This window comes from Homoserinimonas sp., from assembly GCF_056262345.1.
Window position 1 is genome coordinate 1 of sequence record NZ_JBACFR010000009.1, and the last position, 15,712, is coordinate 15,712.

The following is a 15,712-nucleotide window of genomic DNA, read 5'->3' on the forward strand; positions in this document are numbered from 1 at the left end:
CCCGTACCAACACAAAAAAGGCCCCGCCGAAGCGGGGCCTTTCTGTAGTAGCTGGGCGACCTCAGTCGCTAAGCGAAACTAGATTGCGTTGACGTCCACGGGGATGCCGGGGCCAAACGTGGTCGACAGCGTCGCCTTGGCGAGGTAGCGGCCCTTAGCGGAGCTTGGCTTGAGGCGAACAACCTCGTCGAGCGCTGCCTTGAGGTTCTCGTTGAGCTTCTCAACATCGAACGACGTCTTGCCAACGATGAAGTGCACGTTGGCGTGCTTGTCAACGCGGAACTCGATCTTTCCGCCCTTGATCTCGTTCACGGCCTTGGCCGTGTCGGGGGTGACGGTGCCGGTCTTGGGGTTCGGCATGAGGCCACGCGGTCCGAGGACCTTTCCGAGGCGTCCAACCTTGCCCATGAACTCGGGCGTCGAAACGGCCGAGTCGAAGTTGGTCCAGCCAGCGGCGACCTTCTCGATGAGCTCGTCGCCACCGACCTCGTCGGCGCCAGCAGCGATAGCTGCCTCAGCCGCGGGGCCCGTTGCGAAGACGATGACACGGGCGGTCTTGCCGGTTCCGTGGGGAAGGATCACGGTACCGCGAACCATCTGGTCAGCCTTGCGGGGATCGACGTTGAGCTTGAGGGCAACCTCAACGGTCGAGTCGAACTTCTTCGAGCCGGTCTCACGGGCGATGTCTACGGCCTCGGCGGGCGTGTAGAACTTGCCTTCTTCGATCTTCTCGGCTGCGGCCCGGTAGGCCTTGGACTTCTTTGCCATGGTGTTCTCCTAAAAGTGAGTTCGTGGGTAGCGAGCCAGGCGGGCTCTTCCACTACAGCGACCGAAGTCGCCAAAAAATGGGGTGGTAGACCTACGCGTCGACCGTGATGCCCATCGAACGAGCGGTGCCCGCGATGATCTTCGAAGCTGCATCGATGTCGTTGGCGTTGAGGTCAGCCATCTTCTGCTCAGCAATGGCGCGAACCTGGTCCTGGGTCAGCTTGGCGACCTTGACCGTGTGAGGAGTGCCAGAACCCTTGGCAACGCCGGCAGCCTTCTTGATGAGCTCTGCGGCGGGCGGGGTCTTCAGGATGAAGGTGAAGGAGCGGTCCTCGTAGACGGTGATCTCAACGGGGATGACGTTGCCGCGCTGCGACTCGGTCGCGGCGTTGTACGCCTTGCAGAACTCCATGATGTTCACGCCGTGCTGGCCAAGTGCCGGGCCGATGGGCGGGGCGGGGTTGGCGGCGCCGGCCTGGATCTGAAGCTTGATCAGACCCGTAACCTTCTTCTTCGGTGCCATTGTTTCCTTCTTTCGTTGTCGAGCATCCTGAATTCGGATGCTCTTCCGCCTGCCCGGCCGTTCCGAGCTGCGGTGGTCTAGTTGATATTAAAGCTTGGTGACCTGGTCGAAGCTGAGCTCGACGGGGGTCTCACGCTCGAAGAGCGACACGAGCACTGTGAGCTTGCCGCTCTCGGGCTTGATCTCGCTGATCGACCCGGGCAGACCCGCGAACGAGCCCTCCTTGATCGTGATGGTCTCGCCGACCTCGAAGTCGACTTCCTGAGGGATCGAGCGCTGAACGGCCTTGCCGCCCTTAGCTCCACCCTTGGTGGGAGCCTCAACGACCTGAACCAGGCTCTTGAGCATCTGGAAGGCCTCTTCGAAGCGAAGCGGGGTCGGGTTGTGGGCGTTGCCCACGAAGCCGGTCACGCCGGGGGTGTGACGCACGACCGACCAGCTGTCTTCGTTCAGGTCCATGCGAACCAGTACGTAGCTGGGGATGCGGACGCGCGTTACGAGCTTGCGCTGGCCGTTTTTGATCTCGACGACATCTTCCATCGGCACCTCGACCTGAAAGACGTAGTCCTCCATGGTCATCGAAACGCGACGGTTCTCGATGTTCTGCTTAACGCGCTTCTCGAAGCCTGCATACGAGTGGATGACGTACCACTTGCCCGGCAGGGACTTGAGCTCGGCGCGGAACGCCTCGTAGGGGTCAACCTCGGCCTCTTCGGCCTCTTCGGCCTCTTCGGCAACCGTCTCGTCGCCAGCCGGCGACTGCGCGTCGAGGGCTGCCTCAAGGCTCGCCTCGGCATCGTCGATGACGTGCATAGCCTCGTGCTCGGCGGGGGTCACGGATTCGATCTCCTCGGCCAGCACAGGACCCTCGAGCTCCTCGTCCTCATAGGACGACTGCTCTGCTGCCACGGACAGGTCGATCTGCTCCTCGGGGGAGTTCTCGATTTCGCCACGTTCTGTGTCAGACACTGATTCTCATTCCATTGATCTCAAACGATTCGGCTTCGGATGTCGGTCGCATGCGACCGGCCACGATTAGCCGACTGAGCCGTTGCCGAAGACGTAGGCGACGACAAAACCAAACAGCAGGTCGAGCCCCGAAACCAGGGCCATCATGATGATCACGAAGACCAAGACGACCGCGGTGTAGCTGAAGAGTTCTTTGCGGGTCGGGGTGACGACCTTCTTGAGCTCGGCAATAACCTGGCGCAAAAAGAGCGCAACACGGGCGAACGGGCTGCGACGCTTGGCCCGCTCTGCCTTGGCGTTGCCGACGACATCCTCACTCGGCTCGTCGATAACTTTTCTCGCCACAGTTACTACCTTCCGGACGTGGACCGAAAGGTCACAGGACCTTCGGCTGTTCGCTGACCAGCACTCAGGGTGAGCTGATCACGCTGCAGGGCGGACAGGACTCGAACCTGCAACCTGCGGTTTTGGAGACCGCTGCTCTACCAATTGAGCCACCGCCCTTCGGCATCGAAATACCAAGCTTTAACCATAAGGGTTGGGATTCTCTGGGTTCCATCCATGCTTCGAAATTGGCATGGAAAAGCTTGGCGGATTTCAACCACCACGCATCAGTGTAGAACACCGTTCGGAGGCTGTAAAGCTGGGGGCCGCCCGCGCGCGCCGCGGTAGCAGCATTCGCGCAGTAAGCACGCCGCCGCCTGCCCCTTGGTCCCCGATTCCATTACTGTGGAACGGTGACCGAACTCCCCTCCATCTCGCCCCGTATCGCCGCGATCGCCGAATCCGCCACGCTGAAGGTCGACTCCAAAGCAAAGGCCCTCCAGGCCGAGGGCCGCGACGTCATTAGTTTTGCGGCGGGCGAACCAGATTTCGCCACCCCTCAGCACATCGTCGAGGCAGCATCCGCCGCCGTCCTCGACCCCAAGAACCACCGCTACACGCCCGCCGCAGGGCTCCCTGCGCTGCGCGAAGCCATTGCCGCAAAGACGCTCCGCGACAGCGGGCTTGAGGTTTCTGCCGCCCAGGTGATTGTGACCAACGGCGGCAAGCAGGGCGTCTACCAGGCGTTCGCCACCGTGGTTGGCCAGGGCGATGAGGTGCTGCTCCCCGCCCCCTACTGGACCACGTACCCCGAGGTCGTCAAGCTAGCGGGCGGTGTGCCCGTCGAGGTATTCGCGGGCTCTGACCAGGAATACAAGGTCACGGTCGAGCAGCTCGAAGCCGCACGCACCGAGCGCACCAAGGTTCTGCTCTTCGTCTCGCCCTCGAACCCCACGGGCGCCGTCTACACCCCAGAAGAGACCAAGGCCATCGGCGAGTGGGCCCTCGAGAACAATCTGTGGGTCATCAGCGACGAGATCTACCAGAACCTGGTCTACGACGGCTCGGCGCACGCCATGTCGATCGTTGAGGCCGTCCCGGCCCTGGCCGACAACACCATCCTCGTCAACGGTGTGGCCAAGAGCTACGCGATGACCGGATGGCGTCTCGGCTGGATGGTCGGCCCGGCCCGCGCGATCAAGGGTGCTGGCAACCTGCAATCGCACTTGAGCTCCAACGTCTCAAACATCTCGCAGCACGCCGCCATCGCCGCCCTTACCGGCCCGCAGGACGACGTGCTCGCCATGCGCGACGCGTTCGACCGCCGCCGCAAGCTCATCGTGGGCGAGCTCAACAAGATCCCCGGAATGGTGACCCCGACACCCGAGGGCGCCTTCTACGTGTACCCGGATGTCACGGGGCTGCTGGGGCGCGAATGGGGCGGAGTTACGCCGACGACGTCGCTCGAGCTTGCCGACCTCATCCTCGATCAGGCGGAGGTCGCCGTCGTTCCCGGCGAGGCATTCGGGCCGAGCGGATACATCCGTCTCGCCTATGCGCTCGGCGACGATCAGCTCCTTGAGGGCGTGCAGCGCCTTCAGCGCCTGTTCTCCTAGCGCGCCCCCGCTGCGCGGGCAACCTCATCCGCGACTGCCGTGAGCAGCTCTGAGCGCAGATTCCACTGCTGCCAGAACAACGGCACCTCAACGGTGTTGTCCGGCCCAACGCCGACAAGTTGCGGATGGGATTCTCTCTGCTCGTCGGGGATCATGCCCCAGCCCATTCCTGCACTCACGGCCGAGACGAACTCACTCGACGCCGGCACGTAGTGCCGCGGCGGGTTACCAGCCACCCCGAGGCGACGAAGCGTATTTGTCTGCATCTCGTCGCGCCGGTCGAAGTCGACGACGGGGGCCACTGCGAACTCCGCTGGCGTTCCGCCCTGGGCAAACCAGCGAGCGGCAAACTCCGCGCTGGCCGACGCGCGATACCGCATGCTGCGCAACGGGCTCACGACGCAGCCGGCGACGGCGGTGGATCTGGCGGTGACGGCCGCCATGACCTGACCGGTCTCAAGCAGTTCGGTCGTGTACTCCTCGTCTTCTCGCCGCAGGTCGAAGACCACGGGGTGTCGTCGAGCCACTGCGGCGAGCGCTGGCAGCAGCCAGGTGGCGAGCGAATCGGCGCTGACGGCGATGCCCACAGGGGTGAATCTCGCAGGTTCATCGTCGAGGCCCGCCTCGGCGAGGGCATCGTGCTCAAGAAGCGCCATCTGGCGGGCGAGGCGCACAATGGCCGCGCCAGCATCCGTGGCCCTGACCGGCCTCGATCGCACAAGAAGCACGCGGCCCATGCGTTCCTCAAGCGCCTTCACCCGTTGGCTCACGGCGGACGGGGTGATGTGCAGGGCGCGCGCCGCCCCCTCCAGTGAGCCTTCGTCGATGACGGTGGCAACCGTTCGGGCGAGATCGAGAGGAATCTGCATGATTAAGCGATGCTAATGCAAGCTAAGGAACATTAGCTGGCATGGGCCAACCCGCCCTGCTTACAGTCATTGGGTGATCCTCCCCCTCGACCTCTCTCTGCCCACCATTGCCGCCGGATTCGGTGTTGGTTTCGGCCTCATCGTCGCCATTGGAGCGCAGAACGCGTTCATCCTGCGGTCGGGGGTCCGCCGCCAACACCTGCTGGCGGTCGTTCTCGTGTGCGCCATCTCCGACGTCGTGCTCATCACGAGCGGAATTGCCGGGATCGGGGCGCTCCTCGACAGCGCACCCTGGGTCATCACCCTTATTCGTTGGGGAGGCGTGGCGTTTCTCACGGCCTACGGCCTCATGGCGGCCTGGCGGGCCTGGCGCCCGCGGGCGCGAGGCCTCACGGTGGATGATGCCGCCGATGAAGGGGCCACCGAGCGCGAGAGCGCCCCCGAGGCACTCGCCGCTGCCCACGCCGCGATGGGCGCAGCCACCTCGCCGACAGGCACGACATCCGCGTCAGGCGCGACCACATCCGCGTCAGGCACCACGATGGTGCAGGACGCACCCCGCCCCGCAAACGCACATCGAGGCATGCGCACGCGGAGCACGCTCGTGACCGCAGTGCTCACCGCCCTCGCGTTCACCTGGCTCAACCCCCACACCTACCTCGACGCGGTTGTTCTGCTCGGCTCAATCGCCAACACGCACGGCGATGCAGGGCGATGGGTGTTCGGGCTCGGCGCGATTATGGCCAGCTTTGTGTGGTTCACCCTGATCGGCTTCGGCTCGCGTCTGCTCGCCCACCGCCTCGCCTCACCGACGGCATGGCGCATCCTCGACGGGATAATCGCCGTGGTTATGCTCTCGATCGCCCTCTCGCTGGTGCTGTCGAGCTAGAGCAGCCGGCGCTCCAACGCCCACGCGGTCAGCTCGTGCCGGCTCGAGAGCTGCAGTTTGCGCAGCACCGCCGACACGTGAGTCTCCACGGTCTTGATCGAGATAAAGAGCTCGGTCGCCACCTCTTTGTAGGCATAACCACGGGCGATGAGCCGCATCACCTCGCGTTCGCGTGCCGAAAGCCTGTCGAGCTCGTCATCCGTGGCGGCCTGCTCACCCGCAGCCGCGCCAAAGGCATCGAGCACAAAACCGGCGAGCCGAGGAGAGAACACCGCATCTCCGCCAGCGACCGTGACGATGGCCGTGTTGACGTCGTCGGCAGAACTGCCCTTGGTGATGTAGCCGCGGGCGCCAGCACGAATCACGCCGACAACATCCTCGGCAGAGTCAGAGACACTGAGCGCGAGAAACGTTGTGCCGGAGAGCTGAGGGAGGCTGCGCCTGATGACCTCGGCCCCGCCGCCGCCCTGCCCTCCTGGCAGGTGAACGTCGAGCAGAACGACCTCAGGTTTGAGTTCGGTCACGGCATCGATTGCGGAGTCGACATCCGCCGCCTCCCCCAGTACCTCGACCGACGAGTCAAGGGATGCCCTGAGCCCCGACCGAAAGATCGAGTGGTCGTCAACGATTACTACGGTGGTCACGGGTCGCTCCTCGCTCACTCATGGTGCACTGCTTGCCAGGGCAGGTGCAGATGCACTTCGGTGCCCGAGCCTCCCGCGCCGGGCTGGACGGTGGCTGATCCGCCAGCGCGCTGCATGCGACCGACGATGGATTCTCGCACGCCGAATCGGTCGGTCGGCAACGCATCGAGATCGATTCCCGGGCCACGGTCGCGCACAAAAACGTCAACGGCACTGGCTGAGCCCTCGATATAGACGGAGACGTCGCCACCGGCGTGTCGCGCAGCGTTCAACATGGCCTCCCGGGCGGCCGCGACGATGACCGCCGACGCCGTCATCGATTCGCCGACCGCGACCACGTCGATGCGCGCGGGATAGTCGAGCTCGATCGCCGCAGCAATATCGCGCAGTTCTTGCGCCAGGTCGGCGCTGATCGGTTCCGTCCCGGCAAAAAGCCATTCGCGAAGTTCTCTCTCCTGGGCGCGAGCTAGCCGGGCAATGTCGCTCGAAGCACCGGCACGGTTCTGGATGAGCGCGAGGGTCTGCAAAACGGAATCGTGCAAATGGGCCGCGATCTCGGCGCGTTGCTCCTCTCGCACACGACCGGCGCGTTCCGCGAGCAGGTCGGTCCACAGTTTGACGAGCAGAGGGGCGACGGCGACGCCAAGGCCGAGCACGAGCATGACCACGGCCAGCACAGCGGTCATCGCGTCGGGGCGACCACCATTGGACGACAGCAACAGGAGGCCCGCCATAAGAAACACGGCAACGCCGAGCGCTCGCACCGTGACCACGTAGCGCCGTGAGCGCGACGCGTCTGCTTCGTCAAAGGCGAGGCTGAACCCCACCGCACTGCCGGTCAACACGATGGCAAGCACGATCGCCGTGACCGTGGATGCTCCCACCGCCGATTGAATGACGGCGACGACCGAGGCGATGGACCCCAGAACGAGAAGCACCGCGGCAATGGGTGCCCGGCGCTGAGGAGCATCATCATCATCGTCCGCGGGCGCCGCACCGGCTGACCGGTCCGCGCCCGTTCGGCGCGTACCGGAACCTTCCGAAGGGGTGAGTGCCCACAGCCACAGGTAGAGCAGCGCTCCAGCCCCGCCGATCAGGCTGGTGAGGGCAAAGATCCAACGGATCCTGGAGACGGGCCAGCCCAGGTGATTGGCGAGGGCAACGCTCACTCCCCCGACCAGAGTTTTGCGGGGACGCACGAGCGGCGGGCGCGGCGAGAGCGACGCCGTGGCGGCGTCGTGCGCGTGGTCGGCTCCGGATGCTGTGCTCACGCATCAATCCAAGCAGACGGGAGCACCCCCGAGGGAGTGAGCGGGCCAAGATCAGGGTTCGCTCAGGGGCGTCCCCCATGGCCGGGCGCCGAGCCCGAGGCCACGATATAACCATGACCAACGACTCTCCTGCCCCATCACAGGCACCCAACGGCAGCAACTCGTTCTTCGAGTGGATGCGCGGGCTCGGCATCATCCGCGAGCCGGGCTGGATCGGCGGCGTCGCCGCAGGCCTCGCCACCCGCCTCGGCATTGACGCCCTCATTGTGCGCGGCATTATCGTCGTGCTTGCCCTTCTCGGCGCACCCGCCCTGCTGCTGTATGCGGCGGCGTGGGCACTGCTTCCCGACACCACGGGGCGCATCCACCTCGAAGAGCTCTTTCGCGGCACATTCGATAAAGCCATTGCCGGCATCGGAGTGATGCTGCTGATCGCCCTGCTTCCGTTCGGCAGCACCGGTTGGTGGTTCTTCCCCGGCATTGACTCCGGGTGGTACAACGGCCCGTCGCTCGCCGGAATCGTCTGGGCCGTGTTGCTCACGGGCGCCGCCGTATGGTTGGTCGTCTGGCTCGCCCGCAAGGCACCGTCGACCCCCGCTGGCCCGCCCTACAGCGCTGCGGACAGCACGGCATACTCCGAGTCCCCCGCGTCGTCGGCCTCCTTTGTGGACGGCGAAACAATGGCAGCGGCGCCTACCGCTCCTCCTGCGCCCCCCGCGGGCAGTGGAGACGCCGACCTTGCCGCCTGGAAGCAGCAGCAGGCCGAGTGGAAGCGCACCAACGACGAATGGCGGCGCGACCAGAACGCGAGCGCTCACGCCAAGCAGCAGCAGGCCGCCGCAGAGCGCCGTCGGATCAACCAGGAGGCCGCAGCGGAACGCCGCAGGATCGCGGAGGAGCACGACCGCATCACCCGCCCCGGAGCCACCTACACCCTCATCGCCATCGGTCTCGCCCTCATCGCGGGCGCCGCAACCGCCCTGATCATCTCCCCCTTCGACTGGGCAGTCGAGTCAAAGGTCGTTGCCTCGATGAGCGCATCGCTTGCCGTGCTCGCCGTCGCCATCATCATCAACGGCTTTCGCGGCAAGCGCAGCGGCGGGTCCAGCGGCGTAGCCGTGCTCCTTGTCATCGCCCTCATCCTCACGAGCTTCTTCAGCTCGGTGCGCGGCCCGCTCATCTCCGACCGCGACATCATCTGGCAGCCCGCCGCGGCGGCCCATGCTCAGGAACGCACCGTGATTGCGGGGGACGTGCGGCTCGACCTCAGCGACTACTCAGAAGAGTTCACCTCCAACGGCTTCGATCGCACCATCGAGCTCACCGTCATCGCGGGTGAAGTCACCGTAATCGCCCCTGCGGATGTGGCCAGCCAGGTGGACGTGGATGTCACCTTCGGCAGCATCAATTCGGGCCGCGGCGACAACCGCGACTTCGACACGGACGGAGTTGGCGTCACGCGCATCTTCGAGTTCGAGCCCCGCTCCGGGAGTTCAGACGACGACAGGCTGGTGCTCGTCGAGATCCACGTCATCGCGGGCGAAGTCAGCGTGAGCCAGGCTCGCTGAGCCGCCGCATCCCCAACGTCACGAGAAACGGAAACCTCATCATGAGCGACAACACAAGCGACACGAACGACCCGACGGTGCGTCTCGACTTCACCGACGAAAAGTGGACGACCGCACCGACCCCTCCTCCCCGCACCCGACGCCCCGTGCGCATGTCCACGGTCGTATGGGGCGTGATTCTGCTGGGCCTTGCCGCCCTCTTCGTCACCGCTCGGGTGGTCGACCCGAATATCGTCGACGGGTGGACGGCCCTGGCCTGGGGCGGCCTTGGCCTGGGTCTCATCCTCATCGTCGGCGGCATCGCAGCGGCATCGCGGCGAAGCTCCTAACCCCCGCAACGACAAAGGCCCGAGGACATCGCCCTCGGGCCTTTGTGCACGCGCTCGCTAGGTCACGGACCTAGTTGCGGTAGTTCGGAGCTTCTACGACCATCTGGATGTCGTGGGGGTGTGATTCCTTGAGCCCGGCAGCCGTGATGCGCACGAACTTGCCCTTGTTTCGCAGCTCCTCGATCGTGCGGGCGCCGACGTAGAACATCGACTGACGCAGACCACCGAGCAGCTGGTAGGTCACGCTTGAGACGGGGCCGCGGTAAGCGACCTTGCCCTCGATACCCTCGGCGATCAGCTGCTCGTCGTTCGGAACATCGGCCTGAAAGTAGCGGTCGCGCGAGTACGAGGTCTTCTTGCCCCGCGTCTGCATCGCCCCGAGAGATCCCATTCCACGGTAGGTCTTGAACTGCTTGCCGTTGATAAAGATCATGTCGCCGGGGCTCTCGTCGGTTCCCGCGAGAAGCGAGCCGAGCATGACCGTTTCGGCGCCAGCGACGAGGGCCTTGGCGATATCACCCGAGTACTGCAGGCCACCGTCGGCAATTACGGGAACGCCGGCTTCACGGGCCGCCAGTGATGCCTCGTAAACGGCCGTGACCTGGGGCACGCCAACGCCGGCCACCACGCGGGTGGTGCAAATGGAGCCGGGGCCGACTCCCACCTTGATGGCGTCAGCGCCAGCATCCACGAGCGCCTGAGCTCCCGAACGTGTGGCGACGTTGCCGCCGATGATGTCGATCGCCGCGAATGCGGGGTCTGCCTTGAGGCGCTTGATGATGTCGATTTCGCCACGGGAGTCACCGTTGGCGGTGTCGACCACGATCACGTCAACGCCAGCATCGGCGAGCGCGCCAGCACGCTCCCAGGCGTCGCCGAAGAATCCGACTGCCGCGCCGACACGAAGCCGGCCCTCGTCATCCTTTGTGGCGTTGGGGTACTGCTCGGTCTTATCGAAGTCCTTGACGGTGATGAGGCCCGTGAGCCGGCCGTTCTCGTCAATGAGGGGGAGCTTCTCGATCTTGTGCTCGGCGAAGATTGCCACGGCACTGTCGGGGTCGATTCCCGTGGGGGCGGTGATGAGCGGCATCCGGCTCATGACATCGCGCACGAGGGTCGTGGCTTTCTCGAACTGCGAGACGAAGCGCATGTCGCGGTTGGTGATGATGCCTACGAGCTTGCCGTCGCCCTCGACGACGGGAAGCCCGGAGACCCGAAACTGCCCACACAGCGCATCAACTTCGGCGACCGTGGCATCGGGGTGTGTCGTCACGGGATTCGTGATCATTCCCGACTCCGAGCGCTTGACCTTATCGACGTACGCCGCCTGGTCTGCGATCGAGAGGTTGCGGTGCAAGACACCAAGACCGCCCTGGCGAGCCATCGAGATCGCCATGCGCGCCTCGGTGACCGTATCCATTGCCGCCGAGATGAGAGGCGTGTTTACCCGGATGTTTCGCGTGAGTCTCGACGATGTGTCGACCTCGCTGGGAATGACGTCGGTATGGCCAGGCAGCAGCATCACGTCGTCGTAGGTGAGTCCGATGAAACCGAAGGGATCCGGCTGGTCCATTGTTCCCCTTAGTGAGAGTGGCCAAAATGCCCGGTATGTGGGCGATTGATGCCGGTGAAGCTGCTCTGATTCCCGGTATTCAATGCTAACCGGTTCACGCTGCCCGCTATTCCGCCAGCGGGGTTTCCCACTACGTTTAGGGCGAAACGTTTGTGGCGACCCGCTTAACATGCGCGTCACAATCTAGAAGTAACGTCAACGACGACGAAAGCTGTCCTCGGCTACACCCGCACCACAGCCGCTTCACTGGAGGTTCCATGAGTAACACCAGTAGTCCCCGCGCACGACGATCACGGTGGAAAATCGTGGTCTTCGCGACACTCGTCGGCGCGTTCTCCCTTTTTGCCGGGCCAGCGATGGCAGACGAAGTCGGCGAAGACGAGCCGTACAAGATCAGCGGCAACGTCAAAAACGAGGGAACGCCGCTTGAGGATGTTCGCATCACGGTCGAGGGCAGCGGGGTCGACCTCGAAGTTCTCACGGATGTCGAGGGCAAGTGGCGCGCGGGCGTTCCAGAACGAGACACCTACACCGTGACTCTCGATGAATCGACGCTGCCGGAGGGCATCGCCGTCATCGAGGGAACCAACGTTCAGGAGGTCGAGATCGGCCCCGGTGGCCGCGTCACGATGAACTTCTTCATCGGTGAGGGCGAGCGCAATCAGACCAGTTTCGCCGATCAGCTCATCTCCCGCACGATCAACGGCATCAACTTCGGGCTCATGCTCGGACTCGCCGCAGTGGGCATCTCGCTGGTTTTTGGCACAACAGGTCTCTCCAACTTCGCCCACGCCGAGATGGTCACATTCGGTGCTGTGATGGCGCTGCTCTTCAGCGTGACGCTCGCTCTGCCGCTCTGGGCGGCTCTTCCGCTGACCGTGGTGGTGAGCGCGCTCTTCGGCTGGGTGCTCGATGCCGGCCTCTGGAAACCGTTGCGATCACGAGGGCTCGGAATCGTGCAGCTCATGATCGTGAGCATCGGGCTTTCCCTCGCCCTGCGTTATGTGTTCCAGTTCTTTATCGGCGGAGGAACCCTTCAGCTGCCCGGCGCAAGCGCCGAGAAGATCACACTCTTTGGATCCGTGCAGCTCTCGTGGATCGACATCACGAGCATGGCGATCAGCATCGTCGTCATCGTCGTGTTCGCAGGGTGGCTCACCTTCAGCCGGATCGGCAAGGCCACCAGGGCGGTCTCGGACAATGCCTCACTCGCGGCAGCATCGGGCATTGACGTTGACAAGGTTGTGCGCATCGTGTGGATCGTCGCTGCGGCCTTGGCTGGCCTCTCCGGCGTTCTCTATGCGTACTTCCGACCCGGCATCAAATGGGATATGGGCGCTCAGATCCTGCTGCTCGTCTTCGCCGCCGTAACCCTCGGCGGCCTTGGCACTGCATACGGGGCGCTCATCGGCTCGATCATCGTCGGCGTACTCGTCGAGATCTCTGGCCTCTGGATTCCACCGGACCTCAAGTACGTCGGGGCTCTCGGCGTGCTCATCCTCGTGTTGCTGTTCCGGCCCCAAGGAATTCTGGGCCGCAGAGAGAGAATAGGTTAAGGGGGCCCTCATGGACTGGCTAGGAATCTTCTCCAACACCGCCTCCGCCATCATCGCGCCGGCCACCCTCGGGTATGCCCTCGCGGCGATCGGCCTGGCCGTGCACTTCGGCTTTGCGGGCCTACTCAACATGGGCATCGCGGCATACATGGCGATCGGCGCGTATGGCTACGCGATCTCGATCCTCACCTTCGGACTTCCCTGGTGGGCTGGAGTCCTCATCGCCATGGGTGCCTCGGTGATCTTCTCGCTCATTCTTGGCATCCCGACCCTGAGGCTCCGAGGTGACTACCTCGCGATCGTCACGATCGCGGCGGCCGAAATCGTGCGATTGCTGTTTCTCTCCACGGAGTTCGACGCCATCACGGGTTCCGCCGATGGGCTGAGCGGCTACCACGCGAGCTTTAGAGCGTCGAACCCCATCCCGCCGGGAACCTATGGCTTTGGGCCGTGGGTCTATAACGAGAACGGCTGGTGGGTACGCATCATCGGCATCGTCCTGGTCGCCATCGCGGTGCTGATCGTGTGGGCAATCATGCGCAGCCCGTGGGGCCGTGTGCTGCGGGGCATTCGAGAAGACGAGGATGCCGTGCGCTCGCTCGGCAAGAACGTCTTCTCCTACAAGCTGCAGGCACTCGTTCTTGGCGGCATCTTCGGCTCGCTCGGCGGCATCGTCTACGCGCTGCCGTCGTCGGTGAACCCCGGGGTCTATGTGACCTCGCTCACGTTCTTCGTGTGGACTGCCCTGCTACTCGGTGGCGCCGCAACAATCTTCGGGCCCGTGCTCGGAGCGGTGCTCTACTGGGTTGTGCAAGCGTTCCTCAGCAACTTCCTTCCAGCGCTTGTTCAGGCTGGTCTGCTGCCCTTCATGTCGACAACTCAGGCGCAAACGCTGCGGTTCATCCTCGTGGGTGTAGCGCTCATGCTCCTGGTGATCTATCGACCGCAGGGCATCCTCGGCAACAAAAAGGAGCTGACCTTTGTCAAGTGACGCAGCTACCCCAACCACCCCGGTCGCGCGGGTCAAGTCGACCGGGCTCCACAAGGGCGAGATCGGCCCCGGCGTGGCCAAAGTGGACCCCATTCTCGTGGCCGACGGCGTTAAGCGCACCTTCGGCGGCCTCACGGCCGTGGATGTCGACCACCTTGAGATTCCGCGCAATGCCATCACGGCATTGATCGGCCCCAACGGCGCCGGCAAGACCACGCTGTTCAACCTCCTCACCGGGTTCGACAAGCCCGATCAGGGCTCGTGGGCGTTCGATGGCAAGTCTCTCTCCGGGGTTCCCGCCTTCAAGGTGTCCCAGCGGGGCCAGGTTCGAACGTTCCAGCTCACAAAATCGCTCGGCCTGCTCACGGTTCTCGAGAACATGAAGCTCGGGGCGCAGCACCAGCGCGGCGAGAAGTTCTTCTCAGGGCTTTTCCCGTGGCTGTGGCGCGCCCAGGAGGCGGAGTTCGACGCCAAGGCGCTCGAGCTGCTCAAACGATTCAAGCTCGACACCAAGAAGGACGACTTCGCGGCAAGCCTCTCGGGCGGTCAGCGCAAGCTTCTCGAAATGGCTCGCGCGCTGATGAGCGACCCGACCCTCGTGATGCTCGACGAGCCCATGGCTGGAGTGAACCCCGCGCTCACGCAGTCGCTCCTTGAGCACATCCTCAACCTCAAGGACCAGGGGATGACCGTGCTCTTTGTGGAGCACGACATGCACATGGTTCGACACATCGCCGACTGGGTCGTCGTGATGGCCGAGGGCCGCGTGGTCGCGGAGGGGCCTCCCGCCGACGTCATGAAAGATCCAGCCGTGATCGACGCCTACCTCGGCGCACATCAGGATGTCGATCTGGGCGTCGTCACAGGCCGCTACGAGGGCGAGCTATCGAACGAGGCCGCAGAGCTCGTCGCCGAGATCGAAGAGGCTCAGGCGGATGCCGGGCAGCAGAAGGGCAAAGAATGAGCACTCCAGCGATCGCCACGAGCGCAGAGACACCGGCCACGGGAGTTCCCGTCGTCGAGGTAACCGACCTCGTGGCGGGCTACCTGCCGGGCGTCAACATCCTCAACGGCACCAACCTCACGGCAGCCCAGGGTGAGCTCATCGGAATCATCGGCCCTAACGGCGCTGGCAAGTCCACCCTGCTCAAGGCCATCTTTGGCCAGGTGCACGTGCGAGAAGGTTCGATTCGCCTCAGAGGCGACGACATCACGGGGCTCAAGGCCAACAAGCTTGTGGGCCGCGGCGTGGGCTTCGTGCCCCAGAACAACAATGTGTTCCCGAGCCTGAGCATCGAAGACAACCTCAAGATGGGGCTTTACCAAAACCCCTCCATCTACAAAGAGCGCCTCGACTTCGTCATCGGCATCTTCGGAGAGCTGGGTTCTCGCCTCAAGCAGCGCGCTGGTTCCCTCTCCGGCGGCGAGCGCCAGATGGTGGCCATGTCTCGCGCTCTCATGATGGATCCGCACGTCATGCTGCTCGACGAGCCCTCTGCTGGTCTCTCCCCCGTGCGTCAGGATGAGGCCTTCATCCGAGTCTCCGAGATCAACAAGGCCGGGGTGACCGTGATCATGGTCGAGCAGAATGCAAGGCGCTGTCTGCAAATCTGCGACAGGGGTTATGTGCTCGACCAGGGGCGCAACGCCCACACCGGCACGGGTCGCGACCTGCTCAACGACCCCAAGGTGATCGGGCTCTACCTGGGCACCCTGGGCCAGGACTAACCCCGGCTCCCGGCCGCCGCCGCTCGCTCGCCGCCCCCGAAAACCGGCCGCCGCCCCCCGACTTAAGGGGGCGGCGGGCGGCGTTGGGGGGCCG

General features: G+C 64.2%; 16 protein-coding genes and 1 tRNA gene. 8 read left to right on the top strand and 9 right to left on the bottom strand.

Translation table 11 applies throughout. From position 1 onward, the window contains the following. Positions 1-78 precede the first annotated feature (78 nt). From rplA to AC062T_RS00530, 5 genes are all read right to left on the bottom strand, one after another. Positions 79-768 (bottom strand): 50S ribosomal protein L1, encoded by a 690-nt coding sequence (rplA, locus tag AC062T_RS00510; protein WP_108997409.1) that lies wholly within the window; start codon positions 766-768, stop codon positions 79-81. A gap of 91 nt (positions 769-859) precedes the next feature. Then, positions 860-1,291 carry a 50S ribosomal protein L11 gene (gene rplK / locus AC062T_RS00515; RefSeq protein WP_108517732.1) on the bottom strand — a complete coding sequence of 144 codons (432 nt, stop codon included), beginning with the start codon at positions 1,289-1,291 and terminating at the stop codon, positions 860-862. 87 nt (positions 1,292-1,378) lie between these two features. Then, the gene (gene nusG / locus AC062T_RS00520) at positions 1,379-2,236 is read right to left on the bottom strand and encodes a transcription termination/antitermination protein NusG (RefSeq protein ID WP_476026378.1); all 858 of its coding nucleotides are present in this window, start codon (positions 2,234-2,236) and stop codon (positions 1,379-1,381) included. Positions 2,237-2,326: 90 nt separating this feature from the next. Then, positions 2,327-2,605 (bottom strand): preprotein translocase subunit SecE, encoded by a 279-nt coding sequence (secE, locus tag AC062T_RS00525; protein WP_108517734.1) that lies wholly within the window; start codon positions 2,603-2,605, stop codon positions 2,327-2,329. An 86-nt stretch (positions 2,606-2,691) separates the two neighbouring features. Further along, positions 2,692-2,764: transfer RNA gene (locus AC062T_RS00530), tRNA-Trp, on the bottom strand. A 233-nt stretch (positions 2,765-2,997) separates the two neighbouring features. Here AC062T_RS00530 and AC062T_RS00535 point away from each other — a divergent pair. Then, on the top strand, positions 2,998-4,200 hold the full coding sequence (locus tag AC062T_RS00535) for a pyridoxal phosphate-dependent aminotransferase (RefSeq protein WP_476026359.1): 1,203 nt from the start codon (positions 2,998-3,000) through the stop codon (positions 4,198-4,200). On the opposite strand, the gene AC062T_RS00540 is transcribed toward AC062T_RS00535, so the two are convergent. Continuing rightward, positions 4,197-5,069: a LysR family transcriptional regulator ArgP gene (locus AC062T_RS00540; protein ID WP_476026361.1), complete on the bottom strand. Its 873-nt coding sequence runs from the start codon at positions 5,067-5,069 to the stop codon at positions 4,197-4,199. The genes AC062T_RS00535 and AC062T_RS00540 overlap by 4 nt on opposite strands. 76 nt (positions 5,070-5,145) lie before the next feature. On the opposite strand from AC062T_RS00540, the gene AC062T_RS00545 reads away from it, so the two are divergent. After that, complete coding sequence (locus AC062T_RS00545) at positions 5,146-5,958, top strand: LysE/ArgO family amino acid transporter (RefSeq protein ID WP_476026380.1); 813 nt, start codon at positions 5,146-5,148, stop codon at positions 5,956-5,958. Here AC062T_RS00545 and AC062T_RS00550 read toward each other — a convergent pair. Both AC062T_RS00550 and AC062T_RS00555 read right to left on the bottom strand, forming a co-directional pair. Further along, complete coding sequence (locus tag AC062T_RS00550) at positions 5,955-6,602, bottom strand: LuxR C-terminal-related transcriptional regulator (protein ID WP_476026362.1); 648 nt, start codon at positions 6,600-6,602, stop codon at positions 5,955-5,957. The two genes, AC062T_RS00545 and AC062T_RS00550, sit on opposite strands and share 4 nt — an antisense overlap. Positions 6,603-6,616: 14 nt before the next feature. Beyond that, positions 6,617-7,873, bottom strand: coding sequence for a PspC domain-containing protein (locus tag AC062T_RS00555; RefSeq protein WP_476026364.1), 1,257 nt, complete (start codon positions 7,871-7,873; stop codon positions 6,617-6,619). A 113-nt stretch (positions 7,874-7,986) separates the two neighbouring features. On the opposite strand from AC062T_RS00555, the gene AC062T_RS00560 reads away from it, so the two are divergent. Together AC062T_RS00560 and AC062T_RS00565 are read left to right on the top strand one after the other, a co-directional pair. Further along, positions 7,987-9,441 (top strand): PspC domain-containing protein, encoded by a 1,455-nt coding sequence (locus tag AC062T_RS00560; protein WP_476026366.1) that lies wholly within the window; start codon positions 7,987-7,989, stop codon positions 9,439-9,441. A 41-nt stretch (positions 9,442-9,482) separates the two neighbouring features. Beyond that, positions 9,483-9,770, top strand: a complete 288-nt coding sequence (locus AC062T_RS00565) for a hypothetical protein (RefSeq protein WP_108517743.1) — start codon at positions 9,483-9,485, stop codon at positions 9,768-9,770. Positions 9,771-9,840: 70 nt separating this feature from the next. Here the strand turns inward: AC062T_RS00565 and guaB are convergent, their stop codons facing one another. Beyond that, positions 9,841-11,343, bottom strand: coding sequence for an IMP dehydrogenase (guaB, locus tag AC062T_RS00570; protein WP_476026368.1), 1,503 nt, complete (start codon positions 11,341-11,343; stop codon positions 9,841-9,843). Between the two features lie 257 nt (positions 11,344-11,600). On the opposite strand from guaB, the gene AC062T_RS00575 reads away from it, so the two are divergent. From AC062T_RS00575 to AC062T_RS00590, 4 genes are read left to right on the top strand one after another with little or no spacing between them, the layout of a single operon-like run. Then, entirely contained in the window at positions 11,601-12,899 is a 1,299-nt protein-coding gene (locus AC062T_RS00575) for a branched-chain amino acid ABC transporter permease (protein WP_476026370.1), read from the top strand. Positions 12,900-12,909: 10 nt separating this feature from the next. Next, entirely contained in the window at positions 12,910-13,890 is a 981-nt protein-coding gene (locus AC062T_RS00580) for a branched-chain amino acid ABC transporter permease (RefSeq protein ID WP_476026372.1), read from the top strand. Next, positions 13,880-14,854, top strand: coding sequence for an ABC transporter ATP-binding protein (locus tag AC062T_RS00585; protein ID WP_476026374.1), 975 nt, complete (start codon positions 13,880-13,882; stop codon positions 14,852-14,854). The genes AC062T_RS00580 and AC062T_RS00585 overlap by 11 nt, the downstream gene beginning before the upstream one ends. Beyond that, on the top strand, positions 14,851-15,618 hold the full coding sequence (locus AC062T_RS00590; protein WP_476026376.1) for an ABC transporter ATP-binding protein: 768 nt from the start codon (positions 14,851-14,853) through the stop codon (positions 15,616-15,618). Before AC062T_RS00585 ends, AC062T_RS00590 begins: the two co-directional genes overlap by 4 nt. The last annotated feature ends 94 nt before the right edge of the window (positions 15,619-15,712 follow it).